Here is a 16,725-nt window from a genome sequence, read left to right as displayed (position 1 = left end):
GGCTGATCCGCCCGCGCCAGTGCCCGTCGGGCTCCCGCCGACACGCGAGGTCCCACCGGAGTTCCTGTTCCGCGAACGGCATCCAGTGGCCGGGGACTTCACCCGCGAGGCTCTCACCGACTGGGAAGTCGGCCCATGCGCGGACGACGTGCTGCTCTGCGTGAGCGAACTGACCACCAACGCGTTGCTCCACGGCGTCCCCCCGGGCCGCGGCTTCCGCCTACGGCTGGCCCTGCACCCCGACGGAGTCCTCCGCACCGAGGTCCACGACAGCGGCCCGGGTGAACTCCGCTACGGCGACATGTCACCGGAGTCGGAACACGGCCGGGGCCTGCTGCTGGTCAGCCTGCTCGCGGACAAGTGGGGGGTGGGGGAGCGGGAGCCGGGGAAGGTGGTCTGGTGCGAGTTCGAGGTGCGGGAGTGACTACGGGTGCAACTTCTCGCCCTTCGCCAGCATCGCCACGTACTTCTCGATCCGGCGCGCCCGGGTCTCGGGCTTCTTGGCGTCCTGGATCCGGTACAGGATCGCGTAGCGGTTCTGCCGGTCCAGTGTCTCGAAGAACTCCGCCGCGCCCGGGTCGGCGGTCAGGGCCGCCGCGAGGTCGTCCGGCACCGTGGCGGTCTTCGCACCGTCGTAGGCCGCCTCCCAGCGGCCGTCCGCCTTGGCGCGGTCGACCTCGGCCTGCCCCGGCGGACGCATCCGGCCCTGCTCGACCAGAGCGGCCACCTTGTCCCGGTTGATCTTGGACCACTTGCTGCGCGGCGTGCGCGGGGTGAACCGCTGGGTCCACCACTGGTCGTCGAGCTTGGCCTTCTGGCCGTCGATCCAGCCGTAGCAGAGTGCCACGTCGAGCGCTTGGGCGTAGTCCAGCGCGACGATTCCGGGGCCCTTCTTGCGAAGCTTGAGCCAGATGCCGGGAGAGACGGCGTGGTTCTCACCGAGCCATGCCTCGAACGCCTCGGCGGATGCGAATGCGACGATCTCCAAGTCCTGAGTCACCCCAGCAGCGAACCACACCCGGCCGATTGTCGTGACGCATTCGGGCACGGCCTCGGATGCAGGGTGCCGCATACGGGATGTCGGCTCCACGGTCATCCAGGCCGCACGGGATCCGCATCTGTCCTGGCCGACCATGGGGATCTGGAGCGGCCGCGTCACGTCACCGCGCTGCTGGCCGGGGAGAGGTGATCCTGGTCGACCTGGCGCGCCGCTACGAAGGTGAGTGAGCCGAGCGGCCGTCCTAGACTTGAGGGTCTGGGAGGGGACCCCACCCCAGGAGGACGCGATGGTGCGGCACACCAGGCTGGCCGGGGAGTCCGAGGGTTACCTCGCCGCCCGTGAGGAGCTGCGGCTGGCCGAGATCGCGCTCATGCGGCACCGTGAGGAGGTCGCGGCGCTGCGGCGGGCGCTGCCGGCGGGGCCGGTGGTGGACGACTATGCCTTCCTCGAAGGGCCCGGCGACCTCGACGCCGGTGACACCCCGGTCCGCGAGGTCGCGTTGAGCGAGCTGTTCTCCGGGCCCGAACGGCCGCTGATCGTCTACCACTTCATGTACGGCAAGTCGCAGGCCGATCCCTGCCCGATGTGCACCCTGTGGATCGACGGCTACAACGGCATCGCCCACCACGTGGCCCGCAACGCGGACTTCGTCATCGCCGCGGCCGCCGACCCGCCCACCCTCCGGAAGTACGCCCGCGATCGCGGGTGGCGCCGGCTGCGGCTGCTCAGCTGCGGTGACAGCACGTTCAAGTACGACCTGGGCAGCGAGGACGAGGACGGCGAGCAGGACTCCACGGTCTCCGTCTTCACCCGGGAGGGCGACGGCACGGTCCGGCACACCTACTCCGCCCATCCGCGCATGGCCGACGACATCAAAGAACGCGGCATCGACCTGCTGGCGCCCGTCTGGCACCTGCTCGACCTGACCCCGCGGGGACGCGGGGACTGGTACCCGACCACCGACTATTAGGACGGATACCGACCTATTCCCTCCCTACGGTGTCGCCATGACCGCGAGCGACGACACCGTCGAGACACCCCCCGCCCTGGCCTTCGCCGCCACCTCCGGCCTGGACGCCTGGCTCGCCGCCCACCCCGCCCCGCACCCCGGCCTCTGGGTGAAGGTCGCCAAGAAGGGCTCGGGCCTGGTCTCCGTCACCTGGGCCGAGGTCAACGACGTCGCCCTCTGCCACGGCTGGATCACCGGGCAGCGCAAGGCGCTGGACGCGACGTACTTCCTGCAGAAGATCACCCCGCGCAGGCCGGGCAGCCTCTGGTCCATGGTCAACGTGCGCCGGGTGGCGGAGCTGACCGCCACCGGCCGGATGCGTCCCGCGGGACTCGCGGAGGTGGCCGCCGCCCAGGCGGACGGGCGGTGGGACGCGGCGTACGAGCCGCAGAGCGAAGCCGGTGTCCCCGAGGACCTGGCGGCGGCGCTGGAACGGAACCCCGAAGCCGGGACGGCCTTCGACGCCCTCGGGCGGACGGACAGATACCAGGTGATCTTCGGACTGCTCACGGCCCGCACCCCGCAGGGCCGGGCGAACAGACTGGCGGCCGCCCTGGCCGGGCTGTCCTCCCGGCCGCGGACATGACCGAGCGCCCGGCCTCCGTACGGGGAAAAACGGAGGGGCGGGCGCTACGGGCAGTGACAAGCAGGGGACGGGGGCGCTCGGAAGCCGCGCTGCTTCCGGCGGTTCCCGCCGTCGGGTCACGCGCTCTTGATCGCCGAGATGTCGAAGTTCAGCTTGATCTTGTCGGAGACGAGGACGCCACCGGTCTCCAGCGCCGCGTTCCAGGTGACGCCCCAGTCGGAGCGCTTGATCTCGGCCTTGCCCTCGAAGCCGACGCGCTCGTTGCCGAACGGGTCCTTGGCGGCGCCGTTGAACTCCAGGTCGATGGTGACCGGCTTGGAGACGCCGAGGATCGTGAGGTCGCCGGTGATGCGGTAGTCCTCGCCGCCGAGGGCCTCCGCCTTGGTGGAGCGGAAGGTCATCGTCGGGAACTCGTCGGTCTTGAAGAAGTCCGCCGACTTGAGGTGACCGTCACGGTCGGGGCTGCCCGTGGTGATGCTCTCCATCTTGATGTCGAGCGACGCGGTGGACTGCGAGGGGTCCTTGCCGTCCAGGTGCAGCGTGCCCTCGAACTCCTGGAAGCTGCCCTTGACGTTGGTGACCATCGCGTGGCGGGCCACGAAGCCCAGCGTCGTGTGCGAGGGGTCGATCGTGTAGTCGCCGGTCAGCGCGGCCGTGTCGGCGGTGGCGCCGGCGGCGGTCGTCTGGTCGTTCTTGCGGCCGAAGATGCCCATGACGTGTGCTCCTTGGGGGACGGGTCGCGGCTTCGAAGCGGTGGATACCGAAGACGCGGGGCGTTGATGTTTAACGTTCAACGAACTTAACGAAAGTCACCGTAGACCTATTCCGTTCAATCTTCAACATCATCCGTCGGTGTGTCTCGGTTATTACTCAGCGTAATCTCAGGTTGCCCGTCTCGCTATGCGGTGAAGGGGTGCGACTAGGCTCTGCTGGTATGGGGCGCGGGGGGTGTGGGGGCCGTCCGGGGGCCCCTGTCACTCCGGGGGCGGTACGGCCTGCCGGTTGATGTGAGCCGTGTCTCAGGAGATGTCTTTGTGGCACCCCTACAACACCACAGCCCTCTGAACAGTTGGAACGACTGCATGCTGTTCTGGTTCTGTTCGGTGCTTCCAGGAAAACGCGTCGGAGACTGTACGGAGTCGACGTCTCGCATTCCTTGGTGTCCTTCGTAAGGTCACTACATGACCGTTTTGGAAGAGACGACGGGCGAGCCCACCGGCGAACCGACGGACGCGCGCGGGCGGGTCGCCGAGCTGCACGAGATCCGTGCGGCGGCCGTGGCGGGACCCAGCGAGAAGGCGACCGAGGCGCAGCACGCCAAGGGCAAGCTGACGGCCCGGGAGCGCATCGAGCTGCTCCTTGACCCGGGTTCCTTCCAGGAGGTCGAGCAGCTGCGCCGGCACCGTGCCGTCGGCTTCGGCCTGGAGGCCAAGAAGCCGTACAGCGACGGTGTCATCACCGGGTGGGGCACGGTCGACGGCCGTACCGTCTTCGTCTACGCCCATGACTTCCGGATCTTCGGTGGTGCGCTGGGCGAGGCCCATGCCACCAAGATCCACAAGATCATGGACATGGCCATCGCGGCCGGCGCGCCCCTGGTCTCCCTCAACGACGGCGCGGGCGCCCGTATCCAGGAGGGCGTGTCCGCCCTCGCCGGCTACGGCGGCATCTTCCAGCGCAACACCAAGGCGAGCGGTGTCATCCCGCAGATCTCCGTGATGCTCGGCCCGTGTGCGGGCGGCGCGGCCTACTCGCCCGCCCTCACCGACTTCGTCTTCATGGTCCGCGAGACCTCGCAGATGTTCATCACCGGACCGGACGTCGTCAAGGCGGTCACCGGCGAGGAGATCACCCAGAACGGCCTCGGCGGCGCCGACGTCCACGCGGAGACCTCCGGTGTCTGCCACTTCGCGTACGACGACGAGGAGACCTGCATCGCGGAGGTCCGCTACCTCCTCTCCCTCCTCCCGCAGAACAACCGCGAGAACCCGCCCCGCGCCGAGTCCACCGACCCCGTCGACCGTCGCTCCGACGTCCTCCTGGACCTGGTCCCGGCGGACGGCAACCGGCCGTACGACATGACCAAGGTCATCGAGGAGATCGTCGACGACGGCGAGTACCTGGAGGTCCACGAGCGCTGGGCGCGGAACATCATCTGCGCGCTGGCCCGGATCGACGGCCAGGTCGTGGGCATCATCGCCAACCAGCCGCAGGTGCTGGCAGGTGTCCTGGACATCGAGGCGAGTGAAAAAGCTGCGCGCTTTGTCCAGATGTGTGACGCTTTCAATGTTCCGATCGTCACCTTCCTGGACGTACCGGGCTTCCTCCCCGGTGTCGACCAGGAACACGGCGGGATCATCCGCCACGGCGCGAAGCTCCTCTACGCCTACTGCAACGCGACCGTGCCGAGGATCTCGCTGATCCTGCGCAAGGCGTACGGAGGTGCCTACATCGTGATGGACTCCCAGTCGATCGGCGCCGACCTCACGTACGCCTGGCCGACCAACGAGATCGCGGTCATGGGCGCCGAGGGCGCGGCCAACGTGATCTTCCGTCGGCAGATCGCCTCCGCCGAGGACCCCGAGGCCATGCGGGCCCGCATGGTCAAGGAGTACAAGTCCGAGCTCATGCACCCCTACTACGCGGCCGAGCGCGGCCTGGTCGACGACGTCATCGACCCGGCCGAGACCCGCGAGGTGCTCGCCAAGTCGCTGGCGATGCTGCAGACCAAGCACGCCGACCTGCCGTCCCGTAAGCACGGCAACCCCCCGCAGTAATCCTGCGGAAACCTCTCTCACGGAGACTGACACCCATGAACGTGCCTGACATCCGCGTCGAGAAGGGCAACGCCGACCCGGAGGAAGTCGCCGCCATAACGGCGGTCCTCCTGGCCCGCGCGGCCGCCCGGCCGACCGCCGACACCGAGCAGACCCACCGAGGCCGCGCCAAGGCCGGCTGGCGCCGCCTGGACCGCGAAAACGGCTTCCGCGCCCCGCACAGCTGGCACTGACCCCTCCGGGCGACGTGAACCACGGCCCCGCTTCTCCTTCGGGAGGGCGGGGCCGTGGTGCGTCGTCAGGTGATGTCGGCGGTGCCATGCGGCGACATCAAAGTGCATCGGCTTCATCCGCGGCCCTGGGCGGTCGGCCGGCGTGGTGAGCCCCTTCGGCATGCTGCCGTCACGGCCGTACAGCTCCAAGGAGCCGATGCGCGGCTGCCGCACCCGCCGTCGCCGAACTGGCGCTCCACGCCGCGTTGCAGGCGCAGGCCCGCTGGGCCGCCGAGCGGGCCACGGTCGTCCCGAGGCGTCACGCCGCTGCTTCAGCACCCATCTCACAGTCCCCCTCTGTCGTGGCCAGTGTGACAGGGGGTATGACAAAGGGGCCTATGACAAAGGGGCCCGTTCCGGATGGAAAGGGCCCCTCGGAGAAACAACCGCTAGCGCAGGCGGGCCATCAGTGCGTGCTCCACGAGAGTGATCAGCGCCGACTTCGCATCGGCACGATGCCTCGCGTCCGTCGTGATGATCGGGGTGTCGGGGCCGATCTGGAGCGCTTCGCGGACCTCTTCGGGGTTGTACGGCTGGCTGCCGTCGAAGCCGTTGAGGGCGACGACGAACGGCAGGCCGCTGTTCTCGAAGTAGTCGACCGCGGGGAAGCAGTCGGCGAGCCGGCGGGTGTCGACCAGGACGATCGCGCCGATCGCGCCGCGCACCAGGTCGTCCCACATGAACCAGAAGCGGTCCTGGCCGGGCGTGCCGAACAGGTACAGGATCAGGTCCTGGTCCAGGGTGATACGACCGAAGTCCATGGCGACCGTGGTGGTCGTCTTGTCCCCGGTGTGGGTGAGGTCGTCGATACCGGCCGACGCGGACGTCATCACGGCCTCTGTGCGCAGCGGGTTGATCTCCGAGACAGCGCCGACGAACGTGGTCTTGCCCACGCCGAAGCCGCCCGCCACCACAATCTTCGCGGAGGTGGTGGAGCGGGAAGGACCGCCGCTAGAGCTTGCGAAGTCCACTGAGCACCCTTTCGAGCAGTGTCACGTCTGGCTGGCCGCCGGCGTTCTCGTCGCCGCCGGGCTGATGGATGGCGACCAGGCCCGCCTCCGCCAAGTCGGCGACGAGGATCCTGGCCACGCCGAGTGGGATCGACAGGAGGGCCGAGACTTCGGCCACCGACTTGATCTCCCGGCAGAGATTGCAGATCCGCTGATGCTCGGGCAGCTGGCCCTGCATCTGGTGCGGCTGTGCGGTGGTGTGCACCAGCGCCTCGATGGCGAGCTGGTACCGCGGGCGGGTCCGGCCGCCGGTCATGGCGTACGGACGCACCAGCGGGTTGTTCGACGCCCCGGCGGGAGCCGGCTCGGGGCGGCGCTGCGGCTGCACCGGCTGGATGCGCGGCGCCGGGGGCTGGTCGTACGGCGACGGACCGGGGCCCTGCGGCGCGTACGGCTGCCGGTGGCTGGGCGTGGAGGGGAAGTTGTACCGGTTCGCGGAACCGTCGCCCGGGCCCTGCGCAGGACCGTACGACCAGTTGCCGTTATTCGAACCGCCTGGGGGTGTTGCCACTCTCTCTCCTCCTCCGACCGTGCCGGGCACCCATCCTTGTGGAGCCGCGTCCCGAAACCTTACGGCCCCGGGACGCCAAAACGCACCGTCTGACTATTAGTTGAGAAGGCTTCCTTGGAGTTCCTGGCGCAGATCCGGGGTAAGAACCGTGCCTGCGCGGTCCACCAAAAGGGCCATCTCGTACCCAATGAGGCCGATGTCGGCCTCCGGGTGGGCGAGGACCGCCAGCGAGGAACCATCAGAAACGGACATGATGAAGAGGAATCCCCGCTCCATCTCCACAACCGTCTGATTCACGTGGCCGCCCTCGAAGATCCGGGAGGCGCCTGCCGTCAGAGACGTCAGACCTGAGGCGACGGCCGCGAGCTGGTCGGCGCGGTCGCGGGGGAAGCCTTCGGACATCGCCAGAAGGAGTCCGTCGGCGGAGACCACCACCGTGTGGGACACCCCCGGGGTGTTGTCCACGAAGTTGGTGATCAACCAGTTCAGGTTCTGTGCCGCCTGGCTCATCGGGCTCACACTAACGCTCCTGGTTGTAGGTGCTGTCAGGGCCGAAGCCCTGGCCGTTCGTTTCACTGCCTGCGCTGCGTCCGCGTTCGACGCCACGACGCAGGTTGCTCAGCCTGCCCCGGATGTCCTCCGGGGCGCGGGAGACCTGTGGGCCTCCCTGAGGGGTGCTCTCGGCGGCTCCCTCGACCAGGTTGGCCTTGGGTACCCGCCTCGGCAGACCGGAGGAGGTGACCCCGCCCGCCTTCGGCTTGCGCAGCTGCGCGGCCTGCTGCCAACGCTCGTCGTTCTGGGAACGCCAGCTGTCGTCGCCACTCGGCTCCGCGGCCGGAGCCGCCGGTGCCGGTGCGTGCCGCACGGGACCCGTGCCGTTCGAGCCGCCCGTCCCACCGGTGGAGCCCCGGCGGGGCAGCCCGGCGTTGGTCAGCTGGTGACCGGCGGAGGGGGCCGCTCCCGGACGGTCGAAGCCTACGCGGTTCCGCTCGTCCACGTCACCGGCCTGCGCCGACTCCGCTTCCGGAGCGTACTGGGCCGGGTAACCGTTCTGGTAACTGTCCTGCTGCGGCCAGTCGTCCTGGTAGGCCTGCTCCCCGAAGGCCGGGAACGAGTCCGGGGCGGCGGCCTGCGCGGCCGCGGGCTCCTCCTGGACCGGCTCCGGATAAGCGGGCTCGGGGTAGCCGCCACCGGTGGAGAAGGGGTCGTTCTGCGGCAGGCCGCCGTTCGGCGCGTAGAACTGCTCGTCGTACGTGCTCTGCGACTGCTCCTGGTACGACGGCTGCGCGTCGAAGGCCGCCGGCTGCTCCTGGAAGCCCGTACCGCCGGTGTCGTAGCCCTGCCGGCCGCTGTCGAACTCGTCGACGTACGCCGGGATCTCGGCGGTCTCCTGCGGCGCCTGAGGCGTCTGCAGGCCCTGTGCGGCCTCCGGGCCGTGTGTCTGGGCCTCCAGGGCCGCCCGGCGCTCCTCGCGCATCAGGGAGCGGCCCACGGGGTCGAGGTCGCGGATGTCGTCGGGGACCTCGATGTAGCGGCTGTCGTCGAAACCGAGTTCGGCGGCGGTGCGCATCGGCTGGAGCTGCGGCTGCTGGAAGCTCTCACCCTGGAACTGCTGCTCCGGGATGATCTGCGAGACGGTGAACTCGTCGCGGTCCATGGGCTGCTCGCCGCCACCGCCGTGCGTGATCGCGTCCGGCAGCATGACCAGCGAGGTGGTGCCGGCCTGCTCACCCGAGGGGCGCAGCTGGACCCGGATGCCGTGCCGGTCGGACAGCCGGCCGACCACGAAGAGGCCCATGCGCTGGGAGATCGCGGCGTCCACGGTCGGCGGGTTGGCCAGTTTGTGGTTGATGTCCGCGAAGTCCTCGGCGGTGAGACCGATGCCCTTGTCGTGGATCTCGATCATGACGCGGCCGTCGGGGAGACGGGTCGCGGTGACCCGGACCTTGGTCTGCGGGGAGGAGAACGTCGTCGCGTTCTCCAGCAGCTCGGCCAGCAGGTGCACGAGGTCGGTCACGGCACGGCCGTGGATCTCGGCCTCCGGGACGCCGGAGAGCTCGACGCGCTCGTACTGCTCCACCTCGGAGGAGGCGGCGCGCAGCACGTCGACCAGCGGGACCGGCTGGTCCCAGCGGCGGCCGGGCTCCTCGCCGGCGAGGACCAGGAGGTTCTCGCCGTTGCGGCGCATACGGGTCGCGAGGTGGTCCAGCCGGAAGAGGTTCTCCAGCTGGTCCGGGTCGGCCTCGTTGTTCTCCAGGTCGGTGATCAGGGTCAGCTGGCCCTCGATCAGCGACTGGTTGCGGCGCGACAGGTTGGTGAAGATCGCGTTGATGTTGCCCCGCAGCAGGGCCTGCTCGGCGGCGAGCCGTACGGCCTCGCGGTGGACCTGGTCGAACGCGCGGGCGACTTCGCCGATCTCGTCGGTCGAGGTGATCGGGATCGGCGCCACCCGGGTGTCGACCCGGCCGGGGTCGGTGCGGGAGAGCTGGTCGACCAGCATCGGCAGGCGCTGCTCGGCGATGCCGAAGGCGGCGTTGCGCAGCTGGCGCATCGAGCGGGACATCTGGCGGGCCACCATGCCGGCCAGGATGAACGCGGCGAGCAGTGCGACCACGACCGCGGCACCGGTGATGAACGCCGAGGTCTTGGCGTCGTCGGCGATGCCGGACGCCTCGCTCACCGCCTTGTCGGCCATGTCCGACTCGATGGTGCGGTAGGCGTTGTACTTGAGTGTGTTGACCGCCCACCAGTTCTCGGCGGTGATGCCCTTGGCGGCCAGCACCTGCCGGGTGGTGGTGTCGGTGTTCTGGAGCGTCGCCAGCGCCGAGACCATCGTGGTGGTGCTGGACGGCGGAGCCACGTAGTTCGGGTCCTTGGCCTTGGCCTGCTGGACCATCGCCGCGCCGTCGGTCTTGATCTTCTTCTCGAGATCGGTGAGCTTCTGCGCGTCGGCCTCGGTGCCACCGCCGATGTACTCCTCGACGGCGATGCCTTCGAGGTAGGCGTACGAGGAGAGGGCGACCCGCTGCGAGGCCAGGTTGCCGGCGTCGGGGCCGGGCTTGATCAGCAGGTGCATGCCGATCGACCGCTCCAGCGACAGGGCCGCCTTGGTGAGCGAGATGGCGTAGACGGTACGGCCGTAGGAGGTGATGTTTCCGGTGCCCAGACCGAGCTCGTTGGCGAACTCCATGAGCGGGTGGGCTATCTGGGTGTAGCCCTCCTCGGTCTGCACACCGGTGAGCTTGGTGGTGTACGCCGCGGCGCGGAGGTTCGTGAGCTGGGGCTCGGCCTCGCGGAACAGCTTCAGCCGGCGTTCGAGGCCGGCTTTCTTGGGCATGTTCTGTGCGGCGGAGTCGAAGGCGTCGGCGGCCTTGTCGGTCAGCGCGCGGGCGTCGGTGACCGTCTGCTTGTTCTTGTTCAGGAGCAGCGGTGCCGCGGTGATGTCACGCTCGTTGTAGAGAGCGTCCCCGTAGCTCAGGGCGGCGCGCACCAGACGCGCGGTGTTCTCCGCGTCCTGGGCTTCCTGCCAGGTGTCGATGGAGCTCTTCACCTGGAAGCCGCCCATGACCAGGCCGACGACCACGGGTATGAGCAGGATCGCGTTCAGCCTGGTCGGTACTCGCCAGTTCCGCGGGGAGAAACGGCCGCCGCTCTTCGCGGGCGCGGCCGGTGGTTCCGCGGCTGGCACAGGGGTGGGCGCCGCAGCGCGCGGCGGCGGGGTGAAGTTGCCCCGTGCCGACGGCTCGGGACCGTTCTTGCTTCGCCTCACTCGACCAACAACCTCTCGGCGGCGGGCACCTATCGTCGTGCCGCAGTCTCTCAGAGCCCGGTGTGTCACAGACCACTAGGGAGTACGTCTTTGACTATTGGGCAGTTCAGGCATTCCAGCATGGGGGCCTGCGCACTTCCAAACAGTCCATTAGGGCAGAGCGCACGGATGTAAGGCCCAGATAAAACGGTCATAAAGAGCGAGCCCCGCCAAAAGGCGGGGCTGTTGTGAGCGCAGCGGTACCGCGCGACCGCGACGCGTGGCGATACCACCGGATTCCTCTGCCGAAACGTTATGAACACCGGAGCCGACCGTGTCAAAGGCCACAGTCGGCTCCGGTTTCCTTACGACAACTGCCGTACACGACGACGGACTTGTCCGCGGTCCGGCTGCTACCGCAGTCGTGCCATGAGAGCGTGCTCCACCAGCGTGATCAGCGCCGACTTCGCGTCCGCACGGTGCCGGGCGTCCGTCGTGATGATCGGTGCGTCCGGTCCGATCTGCAGCGCCTCGCGTACCTCTTCCGGCGTGTAGGGCTGGTGCCCGTCGAAGCCGTTGAGCGCGATGACGAACGGCAGACCGCTGTTCTCGAAGTAGTCGACCGCGGGGAAGCAGTCCGCGAGCCGGCGGGTGTCCACCAGGACGACCGCGCCGATCGCACCGCGCACCAGGTCGTCCCACATGAACCAGAAGCGGTCCTGGCCCGGCGTACCGAACAGGTACAGGATCAGGTCCTGGTCGAGCGTGATGCGGCCGAAGTCCATGGCCACCGTGGTGGTGGTCTTGTCCCCGGTGTGGGTCAGGTCGTCGATGCCCGCCGAGGCGGACGTCATGACGGCCTCCGTGCGCAGCGGGTTGATCTCGGAGACCGCTCCCACGAACGTGGTCTTGCCGACGCCGAAGCCGCCCGCCACCACGATCTTCGCGGAGGTGGTGGCCCGGCCTCCGTCAGAGCTTGCGAAGTCCACTGAGCACCCTTTCGAGCAGCGTCACGTCCGGAGCGCCGCCGTTGTTCTCGTCGCCGCCCGGCTGGTGGATGGCGACCAGGCCGGCCTCGGCGAGGTCGGCCACCAGGATCCGGGCCACACCCAGCGGCATGGCGAGCAGAGCCGACACCTCGGCCACCGACTTCACCTCACGGCACAGGTGGCAGATGCGCTGGTGCTCCGGGAGCAGCCCCATGAGTGCTGCAGGGTCGGCCGTGGTGCTGATCAGCGCCTCGATGGCGAGCTGGTAGCGCGGCCGGGTCCGGCCGCCGGTCATCGCGTAAGGACGTACCAGCGGCTGGTCGCCCTCGTCCCCGTACGGCTCCGCGTACGGATCATGAGAGGCGGTGGGCGGGGTCATCGTTCCTCCGGGCGGGACAGCAAGTCGGTCAGTCGTGCCGTCGGACGTGGCCGGTGGGGGGATTGTGGCGGCCGGACGGTGATTTGGTGAGGTGGGTTGGATCCAGGCTCTCAGTGGAGCAGACTGCCTTGCAGTTCGGCGCGCAGGTCGGGCGTGAGTACCGCGCCCGCGCGGTCGACCAGCAGTGCCATCTCGTAGCCGACGAGGCCGATGTCGCACTCCGGGTGAGCCAGCACGGCGAGGGACGAGCCGTCGGAGATGGACATCAGGAAGAGGAAGCCGCGCTCCATCTCGACGACCGTCTGCGCCACGTCGCCGCCCTCGAAGATCCGGGAAGCCCCGGCGGTCAGCGAGGTGAGCCCGGACGCGACGGCCGCCAGCTGGTCGGCACGGTCACGCGGGAAGCCTTCGGACATCGCCAGAAGGAGACCGTCGGCGGACACGACGACGGTGTGGGACACACCCGGGGTGTTGTCCACGAAGTTGGTGATCAACCAGTTGAGGTTCTGTGCCGCCTGGCTCATCGGACTCAACTAACGCTCCTGCTGGTGAGTGGGGCTCGGGAAGCTACCGGTCTGCGGGCCGGGTGCGGCCTGCCTACCCTGCGCGATACCCCGACGGAGATTGGTCAGCCGGCCGCGGACGTCATCAGGCGAACGCGAGACCTGCGGACCTGCTTGGTGCTGTTGCTGCTGCTGTGCGGTACCCGGTACGAGGTTCGCCCGGGGCACTCGCCGCGGCAGCCCGGAGGTGGTGACACCGCCCGCGGCCGGCTGCCGTACGCGCTCCGCCTGACGGACGAGTTCGTCGTTGGGCGAAGGGCGCCAGGAGCTGGTCACGGGACGCTGGGGGGCCGCGGCCACGGGGGCCGGCGGCTGCTGGGGGACGGGCGGGAGCGGCGCCGGGCTGTTGCCGTTGCCGTTGCCCTGCGCGCCGTTGATGTTGCCGTTGCTCTGCGGGCGCTGCTGCTGCTCCTGCGGGCCGCCGTGGAACCAGTTGGTCTCCAGCGTGTCGTACAGCGGGGTACGACCGTCACCGGGACCGCTGGCCGGCGGCAGTGCCTCGGGCTCCTGACGGGCGGGCGGCAGGGTCGGGGCCGGCGGACGCTGGGCCGCGCCGTAGTCGATGCCGCGGCCGTTGGTCTGCGGACGCTCGAACTGACCCGTGTTGTGCTGGCCGTTGCCGTTCTGGCCGTTGTTCGCGTAGCCGTTCTGGCGGCCGGGCAGGGAGTGCTGCCCGGTGGAGCCGCCGTCGAAGGACGGCGTGCCGAACTGGCCGGTGGAGCCGTTGTCGTAGGCCTGCGGAGCGGCGAACTGCCCGGTGTTCTGGGAGCCGTTCGGTGGCGCGGCCGGCGTGCCGAAGACGTCCGAGCGGACGAACGAGCCGGTGTCCTGCTGGCCGTTCATGCCCGGACGGGGGTACGAGCCGGTGTTCTGGGAGCCCGTGTTGAAGTCCGGGCGCGGGAACTCGCCGGTGGACGACGGGTTCTGCGGGATCGCCGGCATCTGCGAGGTCGCGCCCAGGTCCTGCCGGTCGTCGATGCGGGGCATCGGCGCGGTGTGGGTCGGGTCCTGCTCGTCATGGCCGCGCGGGGTGTCCAGCGAGGCGCGGGAGAGCGGCGGCTGGGCGTTCTCGTCGCTCCAGCTGGGCCGGCCCGCCGGCGGGTTGCCGCCGGGCAGCTCGGCCCGCGGGCCACCGCGCGGCGGCAGCTGGGGCTGACGGCCCTGGTCGGAGGAGTTCGCGGAGCGCTGCGGCGGAACCGGACCTCGGTTGCCGAACGCGTCCTGACCGCCGAAGGAGTCCTGCCTGTTGCCGAACGCGTCCTGACCGCCGAAGGCACCGGCACCAGCGGTCGGCCGGCCCTGCGGCGGAGCCGCCGGACCCTGCGGACCCCGCGCGCCGCCCGGCGCACCGGGACGACCGCCGTTCGGACCGGCACCGGGCAGTGCGGCCCGGGGACCCTGGCCCGCACCGACCTGGCCGCGCGGACCGGCGCCGGCACCGAGCAGTCCGCCACCGGAGGGCCCGCCGGAACCGGGGGCACCACCGCGCCCGCCGCCCGCTGCGGCACCGCCGCCGAGAGCCGGGGCCGGGGCACCGGCACCGAGCGAACCGCCCTGGCCGTTGCCCCGCCGGGCCGCGGCCGCACCGGCCGCAGCCTGCGCGGCGGCCGGACCGCCGGACTGAGCCGGGGCGCCGGGCTTGCCGGGACCGGGCTTCTTGCCGCCCTGGGCGACATCGACCGGGAGCATGACCAGCGCGGTCGTACCACCGGAGTCGGACGGACGCAGCTGGATACGGATGCCGTGCCGCTGCGACAGACGACCGACCACGAACAGACCCATGCGGCGGGAGACCGAGACGTCCACGGTGGGCGGCGAGGCGAGCCGCTCGTTGATCGCCGCGAGGTCCTCGGGGGAGAGGCCGATACCGGTGTCGTGGATCTCGATCAGCACCCGGCCGTCGGGCAGGGCGTGACCGGTGACCTTGACCTTGGTCTGCGGCGAGGAGAACGAGGTCGCGTTCTCGAGCAGCTCGGCGAGCAGGTGCACGAGGTCGTTGACCACACGGCCGGCCACTTCGGTGGTCGGCACGGCGGCCAGTTCGATGCGCTCGTACTGCTCCACCTCGGACGCGGCGGCGCGGAGCACGTCGACCAGCGGGACCGGGCGGGTCCAGCGGCGGCCGGGCTCTTCACCCGCGAGGACCAGAAGGTTTTCACCGTTACGGCGCATACGCGTCGCGAGGTGGTCGAGCTTGAAGAGGGAGGACAGCTGGTCCGGGTCGGCCTCGCGGGACTCCAGTTCGGAGATGAGCGAGAGCTGACGCTGGATGAGGCCCTGGGAGCGGCGCGAGAGGTTGGTGAACATCGCGTTGACGTTGCCCCGGAGGAGGGCCTGCTCGGCGGCGAGGCGGACCGCCTCGCGGTGCACGTCGTCGAAGGCCGCGGCCACCTGGCCGATCTCGTCCCGGGAGTGCACACCGACCGACTCCACGGACGTGTCGACGTCCTGCGGGTCGGACTCGGAGAGCTGCTTGACCAGCTCGGGCAGGCGGTCCTGGGCGACCTTGGTGGCGGTCTCCTGGAGGCGGCGCAGCGAGCGGATCATGGAGCGGGCGACGACGAAGGCGCCGACCAGCGACACACCGAGGACGAGCAGGATCAGCGCACCGGAGATGATCGCTTCCTGCTCGGAGGAGGCGCGCAGCTCGCGGGCCTTCTGCTCCATGTCCTCGAGCAGTGTGTGCTCGATCTTCTTCATCTGCTCGATCTTGGTCGAGCTGTCGTCCACCCAGTCGCGGTACGACCGCTTGGCGAGCTCGTTCAGACCGTTCGTGGCGCCGAGCGCACGCTTGGCGTAGGTGTCCGCGGACTCGATCGTCGGGTTGTTGCCGTCGATCGGGGTGAGCAGCGAGGACGCGTTGCCCACGTAGATCTTGCGGAAGATCGTCAGCTCGGAGGTCTCGCTCTCCTGAGCCGACTCGGCGTACAGCCGGTCGTTCTCGGAGAGGTTGCCGAAGGAGGTGTTGTTGGCGGGCAGGGCCGCGGCGATGACGGCCCGCTGCACGGACGCGTACTCCTTGGCGGTGGAGAACGCCGCCAGGGCGCGGGTGCGCTGGATCATCTCCGAGTTGCTGGAGGCCTGCGCCATGTCCTGCGAGAGGTCGATCAGCTGGGTGATCAGCCGGTGGTAGGACTCGACCGTCTGGGTCGAGTTGTCCTTCTGCTGATAGGCGTCCTTGCGGATCTTCGCCAGGCCGTCCAGCTGGCCGGCCAGACCGACGAGGCTGTCGCGGACGCCCTGGAGCTGACCGTTCTTGCTCGCGGTGTCGATTTCCTCGGAGGCGTTGAGGAAGTTCTCGCGGGCCCGGTCGGTCCTCTGCTCAAGGCCCTTGACCGTCACGTCGTTGGGGGACGCACCGTGCGCCAGCGGACCCGCCGACTGGTCGCGCTCCTCCTGGAGCGCGGCGGCCAGCTCGGTGGCCTGCGCGGTCATGTCCGTCAGCAGCTTCATGTTGTCGAGCTGCTGGATGTCGTCGAGCGACTGGTTGATGCGGACCGCGCCCAGCGTCGTCGCCGCCACCACGGGGAGCGCGAGCAGCGACACCAGGCGCGTGGAGATACGCCAGTTGCGCAGGGCTATGCGCGAGCCCGGGTTCGACATGCCCTTGGCGGGCTTGACCGTCGGCGTCGGTGCGGCGGTCGGCTGGGGGCCCGAGGACCCCGAAGACGCCGACACGGCGGGGCGCCCTGGGCGCTCACCGCCGTCACCACCACCGGCTGCGGCCGGGCCCTGGTTCTGGGCGTGCTGGGGCGAGGAACCGCGGTCGGTCCCGCCGTGCGCCTCCGGCTCTGCCGAAGCGCTGCCATCCCTCTTGAATCGTCCCTGCACTAGCGTCGCAACCTCTGGACCAGGCACCCCTCCGCTGAACGGAGGGACAC

At 69.7% G+C, this 16,725-nt stretch carries 15 protein-coding genes; 5 read left to right on the top strand and 10 right to left on the bottom strand.

Going from position 1 to position 16,725, the window contains the following annotated elements; all coding sequences use genetic code 11:
- Positions 1–19 precede the first annotated feature (19 nt).
- Positions 20–424, top strand: coding sequence for an ATP-binding protein (locus tag EDD90_RS17550; protein WP_260327905.1), 405 nt, complete (start codon positions 20–22; stop codon positions 422–424).
- On the opposite strand, the gene EDD90_RS17545 is transcribed toward EDD90_RS17550, so the two are convergent.
- Positions 425–1,018 carry a YdeI family protein gene (locus EDD90_RS17545; protein WP_123973917.1) on the bottom strand — a complete coding sequence of 198 codons (594 nt, stop codon included), beginning with the start codon at positions 1,016–1,018 and terminating at the stop codon, positions 425–427.
- A gap of 268 nt (positions 1,019–1,286) precedes the next feature.
- Here EDD90_RS17545 and EDD90_RS17540 point away from each other — a divergent pair, with 268 nt between their 5' ends.
- Entirely contained in the window at positions 1,287–1,970 is a 684-nt protein-coding gene (locus tag EDD90_RS17540) for a DUF899 family protein (protein ID WP_185149127.1), read from the top strand.
- Between the two features lie 37 nt (positions 1,971–2,007).
- The gene (locus EDD90_RS17535; protein WP_123973916.1) at positions 2,008–2,595 is read left to right on the top strand and encodes a YdeI family protein; all 588 of its coding nucleotides are present in this window, start codon (positions 2,008–2,010) and stop codon (positions 2,593–2,595) included.
- Between the two features lie 116 nt (positions 2,596–2,711).
- Here the strand turns inward: EDD90_RS17535 and EDD90_RS17530 are convergent, their stop codons facing one another.
- Positions 2,712–3,308 (bottom strand): YceI family protein, encoded by a 597-nt coding sequence (locus EDD90_RS17530; RefSeq protein WP_123973915.1) that lies wholly within the window; start codon positions 3,306–3,308, stop codon positions 2,712–2,714.
- Positions 3,309–3,776: 468 nt separating this feature from the next.
- Here EDD90_RS17530 and EDD90_RS17525 point away from each other — a divergent pair, with 468 nt between their 5' ends.
- A complete protein-coding gene (locus tag EDD90_RS17525; protein ID WP_123973914.1) occupies positions 3,777–5,372 on the top strand; it encodes an acyl-CoA carboxylase subunit beta in 1,596 nt (531 codons plus the stop codon).
- A 35-nt stretch (positions 5,373–5,407) separates the two neighbouring features.
- A complete protein-coding gene (locus EDD90_RS17520) occupies positions 5,408–5,605 on the top strand; it encodes an acyl-CoA carboxylase subunit epsilon (RefSeq protein WP_123973913.1) in 198 nt (65 codons plus the stop codon).
- A 428-nt stretch (positions 5,606–6,033) separates the two neighbouring features.
- Here the strand turns inward: EDD90_RS17520 and EDD90_RS17515 are convergent, their stop codons facing one another.
- The 8 genes from EDD90_RS17515 to EDD90_RS17480 all read right to left on the bottom strand — a co-directional run bounded on the left by EDD90_RS17515 (position 6,034) and on the right by EDD90_RS17480 (position 16,675).
- A complete protein-coding gene (locus tag EDD90_RS17515; protein ID WP_123973912.1) occupies positions 6,034–6,615 on the bottom strand; it encodes an ATP/GTP-binding protein in 582 nt (193 codons plus the stop codon).
- A complete protein-coding gene (locus EDD90_RS17510; RefSeq protein WP_123973911.1) occupies positions 6,596–7,165 on the bottom strand; it encodes a DUF742 domain-containing protein in 570 nt (189 codons plus the stop codon). The genes EDD90_RS17515 and EDD90_RS17510 overlap by 20 nt, the downstream gene beginning before the upstream one ends.
- 96 nt (positions 7,166–7,261) lie before the next feature.
- Positions 7,262–7,675: a roadblock/LC7 domain-containing protein gene (locus tag EDD90_RS17505; RefSeq protein ID WP_123973910.1), complete on the bottom strand. Its 414-nt coding sequence runs from the start codon at positions 7,673–7,675 to the stop codon at positions 7,262–7,264.
- 10 nt (positions 7,676–7,685) lie between these two features.
- Entirely contained in the window at positions 7,686–10,934 is a 3,249-nt protein-coding gene (locus EDD90_RS17500) for a nitrate- and nitrite sensing domain-containing protein (protein ID WP_123973909.1), read from the bottom strand.
- 392 nt (positions 10,935–11,326) lie between these two features.
- A complete protein-coding gene (locus tag EDD90_RS17495; protein WP_046729249.1) occupies positions 11,327–11,902 on the bottom strand; it encodes an ATP/GTP-binding protein in 576 nt (191 codons plus the stop codon).
- A complete protein-coding gene (locus tag EDD90_RS17490; protein WP_019058642.1) occupies positions 11,883–12,281 on the bottom strand; it encodes a DUF742 domain-containing protein in 399 nt (132 codons plus the stop codon). The genes EDD90_RS17495 and EDD90_RS17490 overlap by 20 nt, the downstream gene beginning before the upstream one ends.
- A 110-nt stretch (positions 12,282–12,391) precedes the next feature.
- On the bottom strand, positions 12,392–12,805 hold the full coding sequence (locus tag EDD90_RS17485) for a roadblock/LC7 domain-containing protein (RefSeq protein WP_121890767.1): 414 nt from the start codon (positions 12,803–12,805) through the stop codon (positions 12,392–12,394).
- A 9-nt stretch (positions 12,806–12,814) separates the two neighbouring features.
- Complete coding sequence (locus EDD90_RS17480; protein ID WP_123973908.1) at positions 12,815–16,675, bottom strand: nitrate- and nitrite sensing domain-containing protein; 3,861 nt, start codon at positions 16,673–16,675, stop codon at positions 12,815–12,817.
- Between the last annotated feature and the right edge of the window lie 50 nt (positions 16,676–16,725).

Source organism: Streptomyces sp. Ag109_O5-1 (genome assembly GCF_003814875.1).
In the GTDB taxonomy this organism is placed as follows: domain Bacteria; phylum Actinomycetota; class Actinomycetes; order Streptomycetales; family Streptomycetaceae; genus Streptomyces; species Streptomyces sasae.
Note: the sequence above shows the minus strand (reverse complement) of the source record. Positions and strands in the feature narration are given on the sequence as shown.

What these genes read in the sequence shown, in the direction of transcription:
- EDD90_RS17505 (WP_123973910.1), bottom strand. Translation starts at nt 7,675, where the DNA reads ATGAGCCAGGCGGCACAGAACCTGAACTGGTTGATCACCAACTTCGTG.
- EDD90_RS17520 (WP_123973913.1), top strand. Translation starts at nt 5,408, where the DNA reads ATGAACGTGCCTGACATCCGCGTCGAGAAGGGCAACGCCGACCCGGAG.
- EDD90_RS17535 (WP_123973916.1), top strand. Translation starts at nt 2,008, where the DNA reads ATGACCGCGAGCGACGACACCGTCGAGACACCCCCCGCCCTGGCCTTC.
- EDD90_RS17485 (WP_121890767.1), bottom strand. Translation starts at nt 12,805, where the DNA reads ATGAGCCAGGCGGCACAGAACCTCAACTGGTTGATCACCAACTTCGTG.
- EDD90_RS17525 (WP_123973914.1), top strand. Translation starts at nt 3,777, where the DNA reads ATGACCGTTTTGGAAGAGACGACGGGCGAGCCCACCGGCGAACCGACG.
- EDD90_RS17540 (WP_185149127.1), top strand. Translation starts at nt 1,287, where the DNA reads ATGGTGCGGCACACCAGGCTGGCCGGGGAGTCCGAGGGTTACCTCGCC.
- EDD90_RS17530 (WP_123973915.1), bottom strand. Translation starts at nt 3,308, where the DNA reads ATGGGCATCTTCGGCCGCAAGAACGACCAGACGACCGCCGCCGGCGCC.
- EDD90_RS17490 (WP_019058642.1), bottom strand. Translation starts at nt 12,281, where the DNA reads ATGACCCCGCCCACCGCCTCTCATGATCCGTACGCGGAGCCGTACGGG.